The organism is Mycobacterium sp. SMC-14 (assembly GCF_046250075.1).
Classification (GTDB): Bacteria; Actinomycetota; Actinomycetes; order Mycobacteriales; family Mycobacteriaceae; genus Mycobacterium.
This window is the reverse complement of sequence record NZ_CP176429.1, coordinates 3,315,940-3,335,176: the sequence shown is the minus strand read 5'-3', so window position 1 is coordinate 3,335,176 and position 19,237 is coordinate 3,315,940. Positions and strand designations below refer to the sequence as shown.

The window sequence follows — 19,237 nt, the reverse complement described above, 5'->3', positions numbered from 1 at the left end:
GGGTTCACCGTCGACCATCGAGCGTGAAGCCAACTTCACGCTCGCAGTGGCGGACTAGGGTCGGCGCCGTGCTGATCGCGATCGAAGGCGTTGACGGCGCCGGCAAGAACACCCTGGCCCAAGGGTTGCGCACGGCGTTCGAGAAGGCCGGTCGGTCGGTGGCCACGCTGGCGTTCCCGCGCTACGGCGTCTCGGTGACCGCCGATGTGGCCGCCGAGGCGCTGCGCGGCAATCACGGCGACCTGGCGGATTCGGTGTACGCGATGGCGATGCTGTTCGCGCTGGATCGCGCCGGGGCCAAGGACCAGATCGACGTTTTGCTCGGCGGCCACGACGTGGTGATCCTTGACCGGTATGTCGCCTCCAGTGCCGCCTACAGCGCCGCCCGGCTGTATCAGGACGCCGCCGGCGAGGTGGTGGACTGGGTGCGTCGGCTGGAATTCGAGCGGCTCGCGCTTCGGACCCCGGACTGGCAGGTGCTGCTGGATGTGCCCACCGAACTCGCCGCGCAGCGGGCCCGGCATCGCGAGGACCACGACGCGGCCCGCTCCCGGGACAGCTACGAGCGCGACGACGGTCTGCAGCGCCGCACCGGCGAGGTGTACCGCGGTTTGGCCCACGCCGGATTTGCTGGACGTTGGCGAGTAGTCGGCCCGACAGTCGACGCTGCCGCTCTGGCGGCCGATCTGACTGCCGAAATGCGCGGGTAACTCCGCGAAACGCGCGTGTGATAGCCGGGTTTTATCACGATCTGGTGACACCATGTACGCCATGAGGCAAAGGATTCTTGTCGTCGACGACGACGCGTCGCTGGCCGAGATGCTCACCATCGTGTTACGTGGGGAGGGTTTCGACACCGCGGTCGTCGGTGACGGCACCCAGGCGCTCACCGCGGTGCACGAGCTGCGGCCCGACCTGGTGCTGCTGGACCTGATGCTGCCCGGCATGAACGGCATCGACGTCTGTCGGGTGCTGCGCAAGGACTCAGGTGTGCCGATCGTGATGCTCACCGCCAAGACCGACACCGTCGATGTGGTGCTCGGGCTGGAGTCGGGCGCCGACGACTACATCATGAAGCCGTTCAAGCCCAAGGAGCTGGTGGCCCGGGTGCGGGCCCGGCTGCGCCGCAACGACGACGAGCCGGCCGAGATGCTCTCGATCGCCGACATCGACATCGACGTGCCGGCGCACAAGGTGAGCCGGGGCGGTGAGCAGATCTCCCTGACCCCGCTGGAGTTCGACCTGCTGGTGGCGCTGGCACGCAAACCGCGGCAGGTGTTTACTCGTGAGGTGCTTCTCGAACAGGTCTGGGGATACCGCCATCCGGCCGACACCCGACTGGTGAACGTGCACGTCCAGCGCTTGCGGGCCAAGGTGGAGCAAGACCCGGAGAACCCGACTGTGGTGCTGACCGTCCGAGGAGTGGGTTACAAGGCCGGACCTCCGTGATCCCCACCGGGGAGCGGCGCAAGTGATCTTCAGCTCCAAACGGCGCCCCCGGCGGTCGGGTCCACTGCTGCTCGGCGTGAACACCCTGCGCCGCGCGGTGCAGATCGCCTGGCGGCGATCACTGCAGCTACGGGTCGTGGTGCTGACGCTGGGGTTGTCGGCAGTGGTCATTCTGGCGTTGGGCTTCGTGCTGACCAGCCAGATCACCGACCGGGTCCTCGACGTCAAGGTCCGGGCGGCCACCGAGCAGATCGCGCGCGCCCGCGTCACGGCGGGCGGCATCGTCGGCGGTGAAGAGGCCCGCTCACTGACGTCGAGCCTGCAACTGGCCCGCAACACGCTGATGTCCAAGACCGACCCGGCGGCCGGCAGTGGAACCGCCGGCGCGTTCGACGCGGTGCTGGTCGTGCTCGGCGAGGGGCCGCGCGCGGCGACCACCGCCGGGCCGGTCGACCAGGTGCCTGCCACCCTGCGCGAATTCGTCAAGGCCGGCCAGGTCAGCTACCAGTACGCGACCGTGCACGTCGAAGGCTTTTCCGGGCCGGCACTGGTGATCGGTACGCCGACGACCTCGCGGATCACGAACCTGGAGCTCTACCTGATCTATCCGCTGGGCACCGAACGCAACACCATCAGCATGGTGCGCGGCACGATCGCCACCGGCGGCTTGGTGCTGTTGGTGCTGCTGGCCGGCATCGCTTTGCTGGTGTCGCGGCAGGTGGTGCTGCCGGTGCGGTCGGCTTCGCGGATCGCCGAGCGGTTCGCTGAGGGGCATCTGTCCGAACGGATGCCGGTGCGCGGTGAGGACGACATGGCGCGCCTTGCGGTGTCGTTCAACGACATGGCCGAGAGCCTCTCGCGTGAGATCACCCAGCTCGAGGAGTTCGGCAACCTGCAGCGCCGGTTCACCTCCGACGTCAGCCACGAACTGCGTACCCCGTTGACCACCGTGCGGATGGCCGCCGACCTGATCCACGACCACAGTGAAGACCTCGAGCCCTCGCTGCGGCGCTCCACCGAACTGCTGGTCAGTGAGCTGGACCGGTTCGAGTCCCTGCTCAACGACCTGTTGGAGATCTCCCGCCACGACGCCGGTGTGGCCGAGTTGTCCGTGGAGTCGGTGGACCTGCGCTCGACGGTCAACAGTGCGCTGGAGAACGTGGGTCACCTGGCCGCCGACGCCGACGTCCAACTCAAGGTGGACATGCCCGGCGATCCGGTGATCGCCGAAGTCGATCCGCGCCGGGTGGAACGAATCCTGCGCAACCTGATCGCCAACGCCATCGACCACGCCGAGCACAAGCCGGTGGTGATCCGGATGGCTGCCGATGAAGACACGTTGGCCGTCACGGTGCGCGACCACGGAGTGGGGCTGCGGCCGGGCGAGGAGAAGCTGGTGTTCAGCCGGTTCTGGCGCGCCGATCCGTCGCGGGTCCGGCGTTCCGGCGGGACGGGGCTGGGCCTGGCGATCAGCGTGGAGGACGCCCGGCTGCACCAGGGCCGGCTGGAGGCTTGGGGGGAGCCGGGCAAGGGCGCCTGCTTCCGGCTCACCCTGCCGCTGGTGCGCGGACACAAGGTCACCACCAGCCCGCTGCCGATGAAGCCGGTGAGCGCCGCCGAGCGGCGCGAGCGTCGTCAGCGGGCCCGCGAGCACGCCGAGAGGATCGGATGATGCGGCGCAACAGGATCGCGACGTGCGTACTTGCCGCGGCAGCGGTGGTCGGTGCGCTGGCGGGATGCGCCGGAGTGCCCAGCAACTCGGCGCCGCAGGCGATCGGCACTGTGGAGGCGCCGCCGCCGTCGGTGCTGCCAAAACCGACCCCGGGCATGGATCCCGATGTGCTGCTGCGGGAATTCCTCAAGGCGACCGCCGATCCGGCCAACCGGCATCGGGCGGCGCGGCAGTTTCTCACCCAAGAGGCCTCCGACTCCTGGGACGACGCCGGTAGCGCGCTGCTGATCGACAACGTGGTGTTCGTCGAGACACGCAGCGCCGGCCGGGTCGCGGTCACCATGCGCGCCGACATGCTGGGCTCGCTGTCGGACATGGGGGTGTTCGAGACCGCCGAGGGCGCCCTGCCGGCTCCGGAGCCGATCGAACTGCTCAAGACCTCCGACGGTTGGCGTATCGACCGGCTGCCCAACGGGGTGTTCCTGGATTGGCAGCAGTTCCAGGCCACCTACAAGCGCAACACGCTTTACTTCGTCGATCCGACCGGCAAGACGGTGGTGCCCGATCCCCGCTACGTGGCGGTGTCCGATCCCGACCAGTTGGCGACCGAACTGGTGTCCAAGCTGATCGCCGGCCCCCGCCCGGAGATGGCCGGGGTGCGCAACCTGTTGGCACCGCCGCTGCGGCTGCGCGGGCCGGTGACCCGCGCCGACGGTGGCAAGAGCGGGGTGGGCCGCGGCTATGGCGGCGCGAAGATCGATCTGGACAGTTTGTCGACGACTGACCCGAACACCAGGCAATTGCTTGCCGCGCAACTCATTTGGACTTTGGCCCGAGCCGACATCAAGGGCCCCTACGTGATCGACGCCGACGGTGCCGCGCTCGACGACCGGTTCCCCGACGGGTGGACGACCTCGGACGTGGCCACCACCGATCCGGGTGCCTCCGACGGCGCCGGCGCCGGGATACACGCGCTGGTGGGTGGCTCGCTGTTGGTGCTGGATGGGCAGCAGGCCAACCGGGTGCCGGGGGCGTTCGGCCGGGAGCCCGATCAGGAGTCGTGCGCGCTATCGCGCAATGGGCGCCAAGTGGCTTCGGTGGTGGTGCACCCCGGTGACCCCGAGGCCACCTTGTGGATCGGCGACCTCGGGGGCGAGGCGGTGCAGGCGGCCGAGGGGCACACCCTGTCGCGCCCGAGCTGGTCGCTGGACGAGGCCGTGTGGGTGGTGGTCGACGGCAACAACGTGCTGCGGGCCATCCAAGAAGTCGCGACGGGCCGCCCGGCCCGGATCCCGGTGGATTCCGGGGCGGTCTCCGCGCGGTTCCCCGGACCGATCAGCGAGCTGCAACTGTCCCGCGACGGCACCCGGGCGGCCATGGTGATCGGCGGACAGGTGATCCTGGCCGGCGTCGAGCAGATGCCGGGCGGCCAGTTCGTGCTGCACTATCCCCGACGGTTGGGCTTCGGGCTCGGCTCCTCGGTGGTGTCGCTGAGCTGGCGCACCGGTGACGACATCGTGGTGAGCCGCTCCGACCCCAAACACCCGGTGTCCTACGTCAATATCGACGGGGTGAATTCCGACGCGCCCAACGGCAACCTGCAGTTGCCGGTGTCGACGATCGTCGCCGACCCGTCCACGGTCTATGTGGCCGATCCGCGCGGGGTGCTCGCGCTGTCGTCTGCGGCGGCGGAAGAAGAGCAGAGTTGGTCGCCGCTTGGGCCGTTCATGGTGAGCGGCGCACTGCCGGTACTTCCGGGCTGAGCGCCGGCACCGCCGCTCGGCCCGCGCCCACCAGCGGCTGGCGCGCGCCCCGCTCTCATGGTCCGCCCGCCTCGGGAATGTAGGCAGGGCCAGAAGTCCCGAGTCCGCCGCGCAGGTGCGGGTCTTCGTGCCCTGGTCGCGCCGGTGGGACGCGGAGGATCGTGAAGGGTGCAGGTCCTTTTGGGCTCAGCGGGAATTGGGCTCGGGACCGCGAGGGAAGAAAGGGGCCGGACCGTGGATGAACAGCCTGCGGGTTACCCGGACGCCGAGGCGGTTCGGGAGACCATTCGAACCGCGTTGATGCTGGCAGCCCGAGCGCCGTCGGTGCACAACTCCCAACCCTGGCGCTGGCGGGTGGACCAGGCGCCGTCGGCGCCCCGGCTGGACCTGTACGTCGAGCCCGATCTGCAGCTCCGCAACGTCGACCCCGATGGCCGGGGCATGATCTTGAGCTGCGGCGCGGCATTGCACCACTGTGTCGTCGCGTTCGCCGCGTTGGGCCAGCAGGTCAAGGTCCATCGGTTGCCCGACCCGGCACACCCTGACCTGCTGGCCGCGATCGAGCTGGGCCCGCGTGGCGCACAACCGGATCTCTCGCAGGTCGATGTCGCGCTGGCGGCGGCGATCCCGCGGCGTCGCACCGACCGTCGTTACTTCAGCGGCTGGCCGGTGGCTGCCGCCGACATCGCGTTGATGGGCGCGCGAGCGGCCCGGGCGGGAGTGATGCTGCGCCGCGTCGACGCCATGGACCGGCTGAACGCGGTGGTGGCCCGCGCGGTGTTCGAGCACCGCACCGACTACGAGTACCTCGCCGAGCTGGCGACCTGGAGCGGGCGCTATGGGTCGGTGGCCGGCGTTCCGGCGCACAGCGTGCCGGCCTCAGATGCTGGGGCCCCGATTCCCGGTCGGTTCTTCGCCGGGCCGGCGCTGGCCCAGCCGCCCGGTGCCGTCCCGACCGAGGACCGCGCGGTGATGCTGGCGCTGGGCACCGAGACCGACGACCGGCTGGCACAGCTGCGCGCCGGGGAGGCCACCAGCGTGGTGCTGCTGACCGCGACGGCATTGGGGCTGGCCAGCTGCCCGGTCACCGAGCCGCTCGAGATCGCCGAAACCCGCGCCGCGGTGCGCCGCGACGTCTTCGGGACCAGCGGCTATCCGCAGATGCTGCTGCGGGTGGGCTGGGCGCCGATCAATGCCGATCCGCTGCCGGCGACCCCGCGGCGCTTCCTCAACGACACGGTCCGATGGCTGGTCGCCGACACCGGCGAGGCCGCACCGGGAGACGCCCGAGGGCTGGCGCTCTACGCGTGATGCGCACCGTGGTGGTTAGGACACCAGGGGAGCGGACCAGCGCAGCGCGGTCCCGCCGCCGGGAGCCGGTGTGACGCTGAAGGTTCCGCCGGCCTGCTCCGCGCGCTGACGCAGGTTGGCCAGACCGCTGCGGTTGATCACCTCGGGCATCCCGCGGCCGTTGTCGGTCACCTCGATGCTCAGGTCGTCTTCGACTTTGATCTGCACGGTCAACGCGGTGGCACCCGAATGCCGGACCGTATTGCTGACCGCCTCGGAGACCACCGCCTCGGCGTGGTCGGCCAAACCCGGCTCCACCACCGACAGCGGGCCGACGAACTGCACGGTGGTGTGCAGTCCCGATCCGGAGAATTGGGCCACCGCGTTGTCCAGTCGCTGCCGCAACGGTGTCGCTGCGGAGGCGACACCATGCAGGTCGAAGATCGTGGTGCGGATCTCGCCGATGATCGCCTGGAGGTCGTCGACCGCGTCGGAGAGCCGGCGCTGCACCGCGGCGTCCCGGCTGCGTGGAATGGTGCCCTGCAGAGACAATCCCACGGCGAACAGCCGTTGGATCACATGATCGTGCAGGTCGCGCGCGATCCGGTCCCGGTCGGTGACCACGTCGAGTTCGTGCATACGGCGCTGCGTGGTGGCCAGCTGCCAGGCCAGTGCGGCCTGATCGGCGAACGCAGCCATCATGTCGAGTTGCTCGGTGTTGAACGGGGGAGTGGTGCTGTGCCGCATCACCACGACCACTCCAGCCACCGCGTCGGCGGCGCGCAGCGGAAGTATCAGGGCGGGCCCGGCCGCACGCACACCGCTCAATGTCAGCCGGTCGACTCGGTGCGGCTCCCGCTTCGAGAAGGCCTCGCCGACCGGGGAGCCGGTCACCGGGAGGGTTCCCCCGGACAGGCAAGCCATTGTCGGCCCGATGGTTTCGACCACCAGAAGCTCGCTGACCTCGGCGTCGGCGACGCCCTCGTCCAGCGGGATGGCCACCAGCGCCGACTCGGCACCGGTGAGCTTGCTGGCCTCCTCGGCGATCAACCGGAACACCGTGGAGGGGTCGGTTCCCGACAGCAGTTCGGTCGCGATGTCGTGGGTGGATTCGATCCACGATTGCCGCGCCTTGGCCTGCGCGTACAACCGGGCGTTGGCAATCGCGATCCCGGCGGCGGCGGCCAGCGCCTGAACCAGCACCTCGTCGTCTTCGCTGAACGGCTGTCCGTTGGCCTTCTCGGTGAGGTAGAGATTGCCCACGACCTCGCCGCCCACCCCCACCGGCACGCCGAGGAACGTCCGCATCAATGGATGGTGGGGTGGAAAACCTATGGAGGCTGGATGTTTGGAGAGGTCGTCCAGTCGCAGGGTTTGAGGTTCGTCGATCAGCAGACCGACCACCCCCACCTGTTGGGGCAGCCGGCCGATCTTGACGAACGTGTCGTCGTCGATGCCCTCGTAGACGAACTGCTGCATTCGGCGGTGGCGGTCGTGTACTTCCAGCGCACCGTATTTGGCATCGACCAGATTGGTGGCGGTCTGCACGATGGTGCGCAGTGTTTCGTCGAGCTCCAAGCCCGAGGTGACAGCCAGCATCGCCGCCAGCAGTCCGTCGAGGCGGTCGCGCCCTTCCACGATCTGCTGGACGCGGTCTTGCACGCCAACCAGAAGTTCGCGCAGCTGCAAATGAGAAAGCTTGTCACGCAGGGGGTTCGGACCGTCTTCGGGTGCGTCGTCAGTCATTCCGCGCGCGCTCGAGTTTAGTGGCGAAGACCGCGGCCTGGGTGCGACGCTCCATGCCCAGCTTCGCCAGCAACCGCGACACGTAGTTCTTGACGGTCTTCTCCGCCAGGAACATCCGGTCGGCGATCTGCTTGTTGGTCAGGCCCTCGGCCAGCAGACTCAACAGCGTCCGCTCCTGTTCGGACAGGCCGGACAGCGGATCGGGTTTGGCGGCGGCACCGCGCAGCTTGGCCATCAGGGCGGCCGCAGCCCGGTTGTCGAGCAGCGATCGGCCGGCGCCGACCTCCTTGACCGCCCGCGCCAGCTCCATGCCCTTGATGTCCTTGACGATGTAGCCGCTGGCCCCGGCCAGGATCGCGTCGAGCATCGCCTCGTCAGAGGTGAAGGACGTCAGGATCAGGCACCGCAGCTCGGGCATCCGCGACAGCAGGTCACGGCAGAGTTCGATGCCGTTGCCGTCCGGCAGCCGGACATCGAGCACCGCAACGTCGGGGCACAGAGCGGGTATGCGGGCGAGGGCTTCGGCCACCGAACCGGCCTCACCGACCACGTCCAGCTCGGGGTCGGCGCCCAGCAGGTCGATCAGGCCGCGCCGTACCACTTCGTGATCGTCCACCAGAAAGACCCTGACCACATCGCGTCCTCTCACCCGAAGCCGTCGTCGCGGCGCGCACGCAGGCACTGCCCACGGTAGCGGCGACACCGGCGGATTCACAGGGCACAAAGCCCCGATCCGCGCACGGGTCGCTCATCGAGCGTGAACTACGCTTCAGGCCACTCGGCCCAGACGTAGGAGATCCCAGTGGACGCCTCTGCCCTCAACGCGTTGTTCGACCTGACCGGCCGCACCGCCATCGTGACCGGCGGTACGCGCGGCATCGGACTGTCGGTCGCGCACGGACTGGCCGCGGCCGGCGCCAACGTGGTGGTGGCCAGCCGCAAACCCGACGCCTGCGAGCAGGCCGCGGAGCAACTGCGCCAGGCCGGCGCGCAGGCCCTCGGGGTGCCCACCCACCTCGGTGACGTCGATGCGATCCAGGCGCTGGTCGACGCCACGGTCGAGCGGTTCGGCGGGGTGGACATCGTCATCAACAACGCTGCCAACGCGCTCGCGCTGCCGTTGGGCGAGATCACCCCGGAGGCGTTGACCAAGTCGTTCGCGGTCAACCTTCAAGGACCGGTCTTCCTGGTTCAGGCGGCGCTACCGCATCTTCGCAAGAGCGAGCATGCGGCCATCGTCAACGTGGTGTCGGCCGGCGCCTTCGTCTATTCGCCGGCGACGTCGATGTACTCGGCTGCCAAGGCCGCACTGGTTTCCTTCACCCGGTCCATGGCGGCCGAGCTCGCGTCCTCGCGGATCCGGGTCAACGCCATCGCCCCCGGACCGGTCAATACCGACATGGTGCGTAACAACCCGCCGGAGTTCATCGCCGCGTTGCAGGCTGCCACGCTGCAGCAGCGCATTGCCGAACCCGACGAAATGGTCGGTCCGATACTGCTTCTGGTCTCCGATGCGGGCAGCTACATCACCGGCCAGACCATCCACGCCGACGGTGGGATGGTGGCGCGGTAGAGCTTCGGCTACGTGTTCCGCTTGGCGGCGCGCAATGCCTCGGCCGCGCCGCCCAAAAACGGGGTGATGATGTCCACCGGTAGCGGGAACACCACGGTGGAGTTCTGGTCGGCCCCGAGTTCCAAAAGGGTTTGCAGGTAACGCAGTTGCAGTGATGCCGGGTTCTGCGAAAGCCGCTCGGCGGCCTGGCTGAGTTCCTCAGAAGCCTGTAGCTCGCCGCGGGCGTTGATCACCTTCGCCCGGCGCTCGCGTTCGGCCTCGGCCTCGCGGGCCATCGCCCGTTGCATCGACTCGGGGATCTCCACGTCCTTGATCTCGACCACCCGCACCTGCACGCCCCAAGGCTCGGTCTGCTTGTCGATGATCGTGCGCAGGTCGGCGTTGAGGTCGTCGCGGTGTGCCAGCAACGTGTCCAGATCGGCTCGGCCCAACAACGAACGCAGCGTGGTCTGCGCGATCTGCGAGGTGGCCACGGCGTAGTTCTCCACCTCCATGATCGCCTTGAGCGGGTCGGTGACCTGGAACATCACCACGGCGTTCACCCGGGCCGGAACGTTGTCGCGGGTGATCACCTCCTGCGGGGGGATGGTCAGGGTCACCACCCGCTGATCGACCCGAATCATTTTGTCCACCAAGGGGAACAGCACCTTCAGTCCCGGCTGGTAGAGCGGGCGGGCGTGGCCCATCCGAAAAACCACGCCGCGTTCGTACTCGCGCACCACATTCAGCGCGAAATATGCCAGCACGGCCAGTGCCACGACGGCCAATACCAGCGCGGTGATCAGTCCCTCACTCACTTGAGCTGCTGCCTCCTGCTCGACGCGTCGTCGGAAAAACTGCCCCACCGGGTGGAGTACCGGTCGATCGCGGCCTCGACCTTCAACGCCTGATCTTCGGCGACCGATCGGTGCGGGCGGTCGTCGGGTGCGTTACTCGGGGTGTTCCACAGGTGACGCAGCAGGGGAAAGCTGCCGGCTGCCACCACGGCGATCGTTGCGGTCAAGACCAGCACATCGGCGGCCGAGTGGTTCACGAAAAGCGTCGCCGCCGGCAGGATGATACCGAAGCCTGCTACCGCACAGGCGATGCCGCGGTGAAACCGACCGGTTTCCGAGTGTGGCCACGGGTCCACCGCCCGACTGATCTCTCTGCCGTGGGGCGAGGTGGTGCAGGTCTGCTTGACCGGGCAGGCGTTGCAGATCGACGGCGTGGCCCGGTACCGCATCACGCGGTTGTCCGGGTCGAACGAGGTGGGCCAGAGCCACTGATCCTGCGGGCACTTCCACGCGTCATGGTCGTCGTGGTACACGAACTTGCCGGTGCGCCACTGCGCGGCGCGTTCGGAGGTCCGCTGGGCCACCCGGTCGAAGCCCCAGGCGAAAGCCAGCAACAGCAGCGCGTAGCCGGCAACCAGCCACACCCACGTCGCCGGACCGGTCATGCTCAGCCCTTGCCTGCAGCCACGGAGTCTGCCGGGACCTCGACGTAGAGCGGGTTCTCGGGCAACTCGTCGACGGTCTCACCGGAGCGGAAGTTGCGCAGCGCAATCCAGGCGATCCACACGAAGGGCACCACGCCGGCAAGGATCAGGATCGCATCACCGGGCAGGCGCAGCCATTCCAGCAGCGCGTTGCCGGGCTGGGTGATGTAGCCCAGCGAGCGCGCCTCGAAGTAGCCGGCGTTGACCGAGTGGAACAACTGCAGCACCCCCAGCGGCAGCAGGGTGACGAACACCATCCACGCGAGGCCGATGTTCATGCCCCAGAACGAGATCCGGGCCAGTTTGTTCGGCCACTTGTCGGCCGGGATCACGTAGCGGAAGGCGAACATCGCCAGCGCCACCGCGAGCATGCCGTAGACCCCGAACATCGCGGCGTGCGCGTGGTTGGCGGTCAGTGCGGTGCCGATCTCGTAGTAGGACACCACCGGCAGGTTGATCAGGAATCCGAAGATGCCCGCGCCCAGGAAGTTCCAGAACCCGACCGCGACCAGGAACATCACCGCCCAGCGGGCCGGGAAGTTGTTCTGCTCACCGGCTTCCTGACGAGCGCCCAGCTGCAGGAAGGCCCAGGCCTCCACGGTCAGGAAGGTCAGCGGGATGACTTCGGCGGCCGAGAAGAACGCGCCCAGGGCCATGTGTTCCACCGGTGTGCCGGAGAAGTACAGGTGGTGCATGGTGCCGATCACGCCGCCGGCGGAGTACAAGATGATGTCGAGGAAGATGACCAGCAGCGCGACGCGTTCGCGCACCACTCCGAGCTGAACGAAGATGTAGGCCACCATCGCGGTGGTGAACAGCTCCAGGAAGTCCTCCACCCACAGGTGCACCATCCAGAACCGCCAGAAGTCGGCGACCGAGAAGTGCGTCTCGCTGCCGGCCAGCAGGCTGGCCGCGTAGAACGTCGGGATGGCCAGCCCGGTGAAGAAGAACATCCAGGGCAGGTTCATCTTCGAGGTGGTGGCCAACTTCGCGCGCATGCCACGCCAGATGATGACGATCCACAAGAACAGGCCGACGATCAGCAGCACCTGGAACAGTCGCGGCAGGTCCAGGAACTCCCACTGCTGGGAGAACACGGTGCCGGGCTTGATCACCCCGAAGATCGACAGCGCCTCGAAGATCAGTGAACCGAAGACCACCACGGCCAGCGCGCCGAGCAGTCCGTACACCAGGACCGACTGCTTGCCGGGCTCGCGGCGGGTGATGAAGGGCACCAGGAAGATTCCGCCGGCTAGGAACGCCGCCGCCGTCCAGAACAGTGACAGTTGCAGGTGCCAGGTTCGGGCGAGGTTGTAGGGGAGGATCTTCGCGAGGTCGATCCCGTAGAACTCCGACAGATCCGCTCGATAGTGCTCGACTGCGCCGCCGAGCAGGACTTGGGCCAAGAACAGCACCGCGACAACGGCGAAGATCCAGATCGCGGCGCGCTGCGAGCGGGTCAGCGGCACCTCGCCGGGCTGGCGGAAGTGCAGCTTGGTCATCTCGGTGCCGTGCCAGCCGATGTTCTGGCTCCAGCGACCGTAGACGGTGAACATGATGCCGATGCCGCCCAACAGCATGATCAGCGACAGCACCGACCAGACCACCACCGATCCGGTGGGGCCGTTGTCGACGCGGGGCTCCGAGGGCCAGTTGTTGGTGTAGCTGTAGTTGTGGCCGGGCCGATCGGCGGCCGCCGCCCACGCGGTCCAGGCGAAGAACGAGGTCAGATCGCGGATCTCGCCGGGGTCGGTGATCATGTGCGGCAGTAGGCCGTACTTGGTGGAGGCTTCGCCGAAGTAGGCGGCGTAGTGCTCCTCGATGTCGTTGAACGCCTGGACCTGTTTGTCGGTGAACACCAGTGTCTTGGTGTCGGCGTTGTAGCGGTTGGTCCGGAACTCGGTGACCACCTCGTCGTGCGGGTTCGTCACGCCTTGGGCCTTGAACTGATCGGTGACGTCTTCGGTGGCCAGCCGCAGGTATTCGGCGGTGTAGTCCGGGCCCAGGTAGGCGCCGTGTCCCAGCACCGAGCCGTACTGCATGAGGCCGCGGGCCTGGTAGAGCTGTTGGCCGCGGGTGATGTCGGCACCGGAGAACAGCTCCTGGCCGGATTCGGTAACGACCTTGTCCGGCATCGGCATTGACGCCGTGTACGTGCGGTAGGCCAGGATGCCCATCACCAGGAAACCGAAGATCATGACCAGGGCCACGCCCTGGGCCCAGCCCTTGCCGACCAGCGCTTCGGCACGGCCGGATTCGGTGGTGGGCGCGCCCACCTGTGTCGCATCGGTGCTCATGGACGGACGCTAACAGTATCGAGGATGAAAATTCGCGAAACTGTTAGTGCCCTCACGAATTTGGGGTCTGGCGTTAGTTTCTCTGTGGACTAAATGCCCCTTGACGCAGAGGTACGACATACCGTAGTAGCGGTCCGCTGTGCGGGCCGGAAAGGACACCGCCATGCCCCGACTCCGCGAGATCCCGCGCGCCGAAGTGACCGACGAGCAGATCCTGTTCTTCTACGACCGGCTGTTCGGTACCGACGTAGACCCCGTAGCACCGGTCGGTCCTGGCGGCCACCGCACCATCCACGGGACACCGGGGGACTGGTGGACGGTGTTCGCGCAGGCACCGCAGGTGTTCTCCCATGCCGTGCGGGGTTTCGCCCTGTATCGCAACGCCTCGCTGGACCCGTTGTTGCGCGAACTCGGCCAGGCTCGGGCCGGTTATGCGCGCGGCAGCCAGTTCGTCTTCTCCCAGCATTGCAAGCAGATGCGTTCGCTGGGCATGTCCGAGGAGAAGATCGCCGCGTTGCCGTCCTGGCAGGTCAGTGACGCCTTCTCCGGGCTCGAGCGCGCGGTCCTGGCCTACACCGATGCCCTGGTCTACGACGGCGGGCGGGTGGCCGACGAGATCTTCGCTGTGCTGCAGGCGAACCTGTCCGACCGCGAGATCATGGAGTTGACCTACATCACCTGCATGTATGACATGCACGCCACCATCTGTCGTGCGCTGCGGCTGGAGTTCGACGACCGGCCGGAGTCGATCGTGGAGGTCCAGGCACCCGAGGGGGCCGCGGTGGCCGACCTGTCGGCCGACCTGGCGGGCGATTAGGACCGGACCTGGCCCCAGTTGTCACACCCCGGGGGAAGCATCGGTTTTGTGCTTGACGCGGTGCTTCCCCTGCAATGCGGGGGCTGCGGCGCGCCCGGGACCCGATGGTGCACCGTCTGCGCCGCGCAACTGGCCGTCGGGCCGGACGAACCGCGGGTGATCGCCCCCCGGCTGGATCCGCAGGTACCGGTGTTCGCGCTGGGCCGCTACGCCGGGGCCCGCCGGCAGGCGATTGTCGCGGTCAAGGAACGCGGACGCAGCGACCTCATCGCTCCGCTGGCGGCGGCGGTGGAGGCGGCGCTGCAGCGGCTGCTGTGCTGGCAGCTGGTGGGCCTGCCGCTGACGATCATCCCGGCGCCCACCCGGCGCAGCGCCGCCCGGCGGCGCGGGGGCGATCCGATCGCGCGGATCGCCGAGGCGGTGGCGGGCGGCCATCACGGCATGGCGGTGGCGCCGGCGCTGCGGATGCGGGCACTGACCCGCGACTCGGTCGGCCTGGGCAGCGGCGCCCGGGAACGCAACATCGCCGGCCGAGTACTGCTGCGCCGGCGTGGGCTGGCGGACTTCTCCGGAGCGGGTGATGTCCTGATCGTCGACGACGTCGTGACCACCGGCGCCACCCTGGCCGAGTCGGTGCGGGTGTTGCATCGCGCCCGGGTGAGGGTTTGCGGCGCGCTTGTGATCGCTTCGGTATGAGACGGGTGTCAAATGGGTGCGCCAAACCGGTGGCAGTTATCCGGCGGCATGGCTACGGTCGTCATCAAGGGCCGGGGGACCTTGAGAGAACGTGGTCGAGACGACAGGAGAGTGTCGAGCATGGCAAATCAATTTGTGGAAACCAGCGCGGCGTCAGTCGACGTGGACGAGCGGCCCGATCAGTCGGGCGCGGAGATCGTGGTCAAGGGCCGTAACGTCGAGATTCCAGACCATTTCCGGGTTTACGTCGCGCAGAAGCTGGCCCGCGTGGAGCGGTTGGACCGCTCGATTCGCCTGTTCGACGTCGAACTCAAGCACGCCAATAATCGACGCCAGCGAAAATCCTGCCAGCAGATCGACATCACCGCGCATGGCCGCGGCCCGGTGGTCCGCGGGGAGGCCCGCGCCGACAGTTTCTATGCCGCGTTCGAGGCCGCGATCGACCGACTGGAGAGCCGGCTGCGCCGCGACAAGGGCCGCCGCAACGTCTCCTACGGCGACAAGACTCCACAGTCGGTAGCCGAGGCCACCGGTGTCACCAACTTGGACCCGGAGTTCCTCGCCGGCGCATTCAACCGGGACGGCACCGCCGAACCCGACCACCGCGAAGCGGTCGGGCACAGCGACGGGCATGAGCATGAGCCTGGCCAGGTGGTGCGCACCAAGGAACACACCGCGACGCCCATGTCGGTCGACGACGCGCTCTACGAGATGGAGCTCGTCGGCCACGATTTCTTCCTGTTCCAGGACAAGGAGACCGACCAGGCGTCGGTGGTCTACCGTCGGCACGCCTACGACTACGGCTTGATCCGTCTGGTCTGAGGCCGCCGCCTTCTGGGAGCTGCGTTGGCGGCGCGTTACCGCCCTTGGCAACGGTGTCACCTACCATGGGTGACGCTCGTAATGCCGAAGACTGAGTAGGGGACATAGCCGTGCTGTCCAAGTTGCTGCGTTTTGGTGAAGGCCGCATGGTCAAACGGCTCCGAAAGGTAGCGGACTACATCGACACCCTCTCCGGGGACGTCGAGGCGCTCACCGACGCGGAGTTGCGCGCCAAGACCGACGAGTTCCGCCAGCGGCACGCCGACGGCGAGTCCCTCGATGACCTGCTGCCCGAGGCATTCGCGGTGGCTCGTGAGGCGGCGTGGCGGGTGCTGACCCAGCGGCCGTTCCACGTGCAGCTGATGGGTGGCGCGGCGCTGCACTACGGCAACGTCGCGGAGATGAAGACCGGTGAGGGCAAGACCCTGACCTGTGTGCTCCCGGCCTACCTCAACGCGATCTCCGGCAAAGGCGTCCACGTCGTCACCGTCAACGACTACCTGGCCAAGCGCGACAGTGAGTGGATGGGCCGCGTGCACCGGTTCCTCGGCCTGGAGGTCGGGGTGATCTTGTCGCAGATGACCCCGGACGAGCGGCGCGTCGCCTACAACGCCGACGTCACCTATGGCACCAATAACGAGTTCGGCTTCGACTACCTGCGCGACAACATGGCGCATTCGCTCGAACAGCTGGTGCAGCGCCCACACAACTTCGCCATCGTCGACGAGGTCGACTCCATCCTGATCGACGAGGCCCGCACCCCGCTGATCATCTCCGGGCCGGCCGACGGCAGCTCCAACTGGTACTCCGAGTTCGCCCGGATCGTGCCGTTGATGGAGAAGGACGTCCACTACGAAGTGGACCTGCGCAAGCGCACCATCGGTGTGCACGAGCTCGGGGTGGAGTTCGTCGAGGACCAGCTCGGCATCGAGAACCTCTATGAGGCCGCCAACTCGCCGCTGGTCAGCTACCTCAACAACGCCCTGAAGGCCAAAGAGCTGTTCAACCGCGACAAGGACTACATCGTCCGCAACGGCGAGGTCTTCATCGTCGACGAGTTCACCGGCCGCGTGCTGGTGGGCCGGCGCTACAACGAGGGCATGCACCAGGCCATCGAGGCCAAGGAGCGGGTGGAGATCAAGGCCGAGAACCAGACCCTGGCCACCATCACCCTGCAGAACTACTTCCGCCTCTACGACAAGCTCGCCGGCATGACCGGCACCGCCGAGACCGAGGCTGCCGAGCTGCACGAGATCTACAAGCTGGGTGTGGTGCCGATCCCGACCAACAAGCCGATGGCGCGCCTGGATCAGATCGACCTCATCTACAAGACCGAGGAGGCCAAGTTCCTCGCGGTCGTCGACGATGTCGCCGAGCGCTACGAGATCGGCCAGCCGGTGCTGATCGGCACCACCAGCGTGGAGCGCTCGGAGTACCTGTCCAAGCAGCTGACCAAGCGTCGCGTCCCGCACAACGTGCTCAACGCCAAGCAGCATGAGCGCGAGGCGCACATCATCGCCGAGGCGGGCCGGCGTGGCGCGGTCACGGTGGCCACCAACATGGCCGGCCGCGGCACCGACATCGTGCTCGGCGGCAACGTCGACTTCCTGGCCGACCAGCGGCTGCGTAACCAAGGTCTGGACCCGGTGGAGACCCCGGATGAGTACGAGGCCGCCTGGGACGAAGCGCTCAACGCGATCAAGGCGGAGGCGGCCGCCGAGGCCGAGGAAGTGATCGAGGCCGGCGGCCTGTACGTGCTGGGTACCGAGCGCCACGAGTCGCGCCGTATCGACAATCAGCTGCGCGGCCGCTCAGGCCGCCAAGGTGACCCGGGCGAATCGCGGTTCTACCTGTCGCTGGGTGACGAGTTGATGCGACGGTTCAACGGTGCGGCGCTGGAGTCGCTGCTGACCCGGTTGAACCTGCCGGACGACGTGCCGATCGAGGCCAAAATGGTCACCCGGGCGATCAAGAGCGCCCAGACCCAGGTCGAGCAGCAGAACTTCGAGATCCGCAAGAACGTCCTCAAGTACGACGAGGTGATGAACCAGCAGCGCAAGGTGATCTACGCCGAGCGCCGCCGCATCCTCGACGGGGAGAACCTGGCCGAGCAGGCCCACGACATGCTCGTCGACGTGATCACCGCCTACGTCGACGGTGCCACCGCCGAGGGCTACGCGGAGGACTGGGATCTCGAGCAGCTGTGGACGGCGCTGAAGACCCTGTACCCGGTGGGGATCGACTATCACGAACTGCTGCACGCCGACGACATTGGCGAGGCCGATGATCTGACTCGCGAAGAGCTGCTGGCGGCGCTGCTTGCCGACGCCGAGAACTCCTACGCGGCGCGCGAGGCCCAGGTCGACGAGACTGCTGGGGCCGGCGCCATGCGAGAACTGGAACGCGGTGTGCTGCTGAGCGTTCTCGACCGCAAATGGCGCGAGCACCTCTACGAGATGGACTACCTCAAGGAGGGCATCGGCCTGCGGGCGATGGCGCAGCGTGACCCACTGGTCGAATACCAGCGAGAAGGCTTCGACATGTTCCGCGGCATGCTCGACGGGCTCAAGGAGGAGTCGGTCGGCTTCCTGTTCAACGTCGCCGTCGAGGCCGTCCCGAAGCAGACGGTGGCGCCGGTGGACGCCCCCGAGGGTTTGGCAGAGTTCGGGTTGCGCGCCAAGGGAATCGACGGCGCCAACGGTGCTGACGGCGCCGACGGTACGGCGGGGCTGACCTATTCGGGTCCCGACGAGGACGGCTCCGCGCAGGTGCGCGGGAGTCGCGACCTGCAACCGGCCGGAGCTAACAACCCCCAGTCTCGCCGGGAGCGCCGCGAGGCGGCCCGCCGCGAAGGCCGGGGGCCCCGGTTGCCCAAGGTGCCCCGCAAGAGCTGAGGTTTGCGGGCTCAGCCGATGTGCAGTGCGACGATCTGCCAGGCTGGACCGTTTCCGGTCCGCGGGATGGACTCGACGCGGCAGGCCAGCGCATGCGTGCGCCGTCCGCGCCGGTAGGTGCCGAAAACCTCCACCGCGCTGGCCGGTTCGCCCGAGCCCGCCGGTTGCACGCGCACCCGTTGCAGGATGGCCGGCTCAATCCGGCCCGCCTGCGTGGCCAGGCGGGCCGACACCACTGAGTCGGCCAATCCGGTGGCAAGCAGCGGATGCAGATGCGTCGACGGCCGGCGCCCGTCGACCACCTCCAGGACTCGGCGCAGCGCCGCGTCGGCGAACACTGCGGCCGACTGCAGCGCGGCCGGCAACACGGTGCGTGTGGGTCGGTCGGGCCGTGTTCGCGAGGGATGCCAGTGGCGGGGGCGGGCCGACGGCGGGGATGCGGGAGAGTGCGCGGGCCGACACGGCATGGTCGGGCGGGCAGGCGGTTCGTAGTCGAGCATCGGCGCTACGGCCGAGCGCGGCAGTGGGGTCGGATCGGTGGGCACGGCAGCTCTCCAAGGTCGGTCCGGGGTGGCGGGCCTGCTGGAGAGTGGCAGGACGTGTGCGGCGATCATCGCACAATCGCGGCTGCTGCGTATCCGCGTGCGCCGCTGCCCAGCGGCGGGCTACCGTGAGCGGCAGTGTTTTTCTCCGATCCGGGACTGGTGCGGTGCCCGGCCGGATCGAGCCAGAAAGGAG

At 67.9% G+C, this 19,237-nt stretch carries 16 protein-coding genes; 10 read left to right on the top strand and 6 right to left on the bottom strand.

Features of this window, described 5'->3' with window-relative positions:
• The first annotated feature begins 68 nt into the window (after positions 1-68).
• The 5 genes from ACKY0W_RS15790 (at position 69) to ACKY0W_RS15770 (ending at position 6,195) form a co-directional block, all read left to right on the top strand.
• Entirely contained in the window at positions 69-710 is a 642-nt protein-coding gene (locus ACKY0W_RS15790) for a dTMP kinase (protein ID WP_409434832.1), read from the top strand.
• A 52-nt stretch (positions 711-762) separates the two neighbouring features.
• The gene (gene mtrA, locus ACKY0W_RS15785; RefSeq protein ID WP_013829915.1) at positions 763-1,449 is read left to right on the top strand and encodes a two-component system response regulator MtrA; all 687 of its coding nucleotides are present in this window, start codon (positions 763-765) and stop codon (positions 1,447-1,449) included.
• A 22-nt stretch (positions 1,450-1,471) separates the two neighbouring features.
• On the top strand, positions 1,472-3,121 hold the full coding sequence (gene mtrB, locus ACKY0W_RS15780; protein ID WP_409434831.1) for an MtrAB system histidine kinase MtrB: 1,650 nt from the start codon (positions 1,472-1,474) through the stop codon (positions 3,119-3,121).
• Positions 3,118-4,884, top strand: a complete 1,767-nt coding sequence (gene lpqB, locus ACKY0W_RS15775; RefSeq protein WP_409434830.1) for an MtrAB system accessory lipoprotein LpqB — start codon at positions 3,118-3,120, stop codon at positions 4,882-4,884. Before mtrB ends, lpqB begins: the two co-directional genes overlap by 4 nt.
• 300 nt (positions 4,885-5,184) lie before the next feature.
• A complete protein-coding gene (locus tag ACKY0W_RS15770; protein WP_409437808.1) occupies positions 5,185-6,195 on the top strand; it encodes an Acg family FMN-binding oxidoreductase in 1,011 nt (336 codons plus the stop codon).
• A 15-nt stretch (positions 6,196-6,210) separates the two neighbouring features.
• On the opposite strand, the gene ACKY0W_RS15765 is transcribed toward ACKY0W_RS15770, so the two are convergent.
• Positions 6,211-7,920, bottom strand: coding sequence for a GAF domain-containing sensor histidine kinase (locus ACKY0W_RS15765; RefSeq protein WP_409434829.1), 1,710 nt, complete (start codon positions 7,918-7,920; stop codon positions 6,211-6,213).
• A complete protein-coding gene (gene dosR / locus ACKY0W_RS15760) occupies positions 7,913-8,554 on the bottom strand; it encodes a hypoxia response regulator transcription factor DosR/DevR (protein WP_406758135.1) in 642 nt (213 codons plus the stop codon). The genes ACKY0W_RS15765 and dosR overlap by 8 nt, the downstream gene beginning before the upstream one ends.
• Before the next feature lie 168 nt (positions 8,555-8,722).
• On the opposite strand from dosR, the gene ACKY0W_RS15755 reads away from it, so the two are divergent.
• Complete coding sequence (locus ACKY0W_RS15755; RefSeq protein WP_409434828.1) at positions 8,723-9,493, top strand: SDR family NAD(P)-dependent oxidoreductase; 771 nt, start codon at positions 8,723-8,725, stop codon at positions 9,491-9,493.
• A gap of 8 nt (positions 9,494-9,501) precedes the next feature.
• Here the strand turns inward: ACKY0W_RS15755 and ACKY0W_RS15750 are convergent, their stop codons facing one another.
• The 3 genes from ACKY0W_RS15750 to ACKY0W_RS15740 are packed head-to-tail and all read right to left on the bottom strand — an operon-like array spanning position 9,502 to position 13,270.
• Complete coding sequence (locus ACKY0W_RS15750) at positions 9,502-10,290, bottom strand: slipin family protein (RefSeq protein ID WP_406758137.1); 789 nt, start codon at positions 10,288-10,290, stop codon at positions 9,502-9,504.
• Positions 10,287-10,934 carry a hypothetical protein gene (locus ACKY0W_RS15745; RefSeq protein ID WP_409434827.1) on the bottom strand — a complete coding sequence of 216 codons (648 nt, stop codon included), beginning with the start codon at positions 10,932-10,934 and terminating at the stop codon, positions 10,287-10,289. Before ACKY0W_RS15745 ends, ACKY0W_RS15750 begins: the two co-directional genes overlap by 4 nt.
• A 2-nt stretch (positions 10,935-10,936) precedes the next feature.
• Positions 10,937-13,270: a nitric-oxide reductase large subunit gene (locus tag ACKY0W_RS15740; protein WP_409434826.1), complete on the bottom strand. Its 2,334-nt coding sequence runs from the start codon at positions 13,268-13,270 to the stop codon at positions 10,937-10,939.
• Between the two features lie 163 nt (positions 13,271-13,433).
• On the opposite strand from ACKY0W_RS15740, the gene ACKY0W_RS15735 reads away from it, so the two are divergent.
• The 4 genes from ACKY0W_RS15735 (at position 13,434) to secA (ending at position 18,499) form a co-directional block, all read left to right on the top strand.
• Positions 13,434-14,087 (top strand): carboxymuconolactone decarboxylase family protein, encoded by a 654-nt coding sequence (locus ACKY0W_RS15735; protein ID WP_409434825.1) that lies wholly within the window; start codon positions 13,434-13,436, stop codon positions 14,085-14,087.
• Between the two features lie 48 nt (positions 14,088-14,135).
• Positions 14,136-14,783, top strand: coding sequence for a ComF family protein (locus ACKY0W_RS15730; RefSeq protein ID WP_409434824.1), 648 nt, complete (start codon positions 14,136-14,138; stop codon positions 14,781-14,783).
• A gap of 120 nt (positions 14,784-14,903) precedes the next feature.
• Positions 14,904-15,605: a ribosome hibernation-promoting factor, HPF/YfiA family gene (hpf, locus tag ACKY0W_RS15725; RefSeq protein WP_406758142.1), complete on the top strand. Its 702-nt coding sequence runs from the start codon at positions 14,904-14,906 to the stop codon at positions 15,603-15,605.
• Between the two features lie 110 nt (positions 15,606-15,715).
• On the top strand, positions 15,716-18,499 hold the full coding sequence (secA, locus tag ACKY0W_RS15720; protein ID WP_409434823.1) for a preprotein translocase subunit SecA: 2,784 nt from the start codon (positions 15,716-15,718) through the stop codon (positions 18,497-18,499).
• Positions 18,500-18,510: 11 nt separating this feature from the next.
• Here the strand turns inward: secA and ACKY0W_RS15715 are convergent, their stop codons facing one another.
• Complete coding sequence (locus ACKY0W_RS15715; protein WP_409434822.1) at positions 18,511-19,044, bottom strand: Rv3235 family protein; 534 nt, start codon at positions 19,042-19,044, stop codon at positions 18,511-18,513.
• Between the last annotated feature and the right edge of the window lie 193 nt (positions 19,045-19,237).

Bases quoted from the DNA above. Each gene is read 5' to 3' on its own strand.
- ACKY0W_RS15765 (WP_409434829.1), bottom strand. From the start codon at position 7,920: ATGACTGACGACGCACCCGAAGACGGTCCGAACCCCCTGCGTGACAAG.
- ACKY0W_RS15770 (WP_409437808.1), top strand. From the start codon at position 5,185: ATGCTGGCAGCCCGAGCGCCGTCGGTGCACAACTCCCAACCCTGGCGC.
- mtrA (WP_013829915.1), top strand. From the start codon at position 763: ATGTACGCCATGAGGCAAAGGATTCTTGTCGTCGACGACGACGCGTCG.
- ACKY0W_RS15735 (WP_409434825.1), top strand. From the start codon at position 13,434: ATGCCCCGACTCCGCGAGATCCCGCGCGCCGAAGTGACCGACGAGCAG.
- lpqB (WP_409434830.1), top strand. From the start codon at position 3,118: ATGATGCGGCGCAACAGGATCGCGACGTGCGTACTTGCCGCGGCAGCG.
- hpf (WP_406758142.1), top strand. From the start codon at position 14,904: ATGGCAAATCAATTTGTGGAAACCAGCGCGGCGTCAGTCGACGTGGAC.
- ACKY0W_RS15745 (WP_409434827.1), bottom strand. From the start codon at position 10,934: ATGACCGGTCCGGCGACGTGGGTGTGGCTGGTTGCCGGCTACGCGCTG.
- ACKY0W_RS15740 (WP_409434826.1), bottom strand. From the start codon at position 13,270: ATGAGCACCGATGCGACACAGGTGGGCGCGCCCACCACCGAATCCGGC.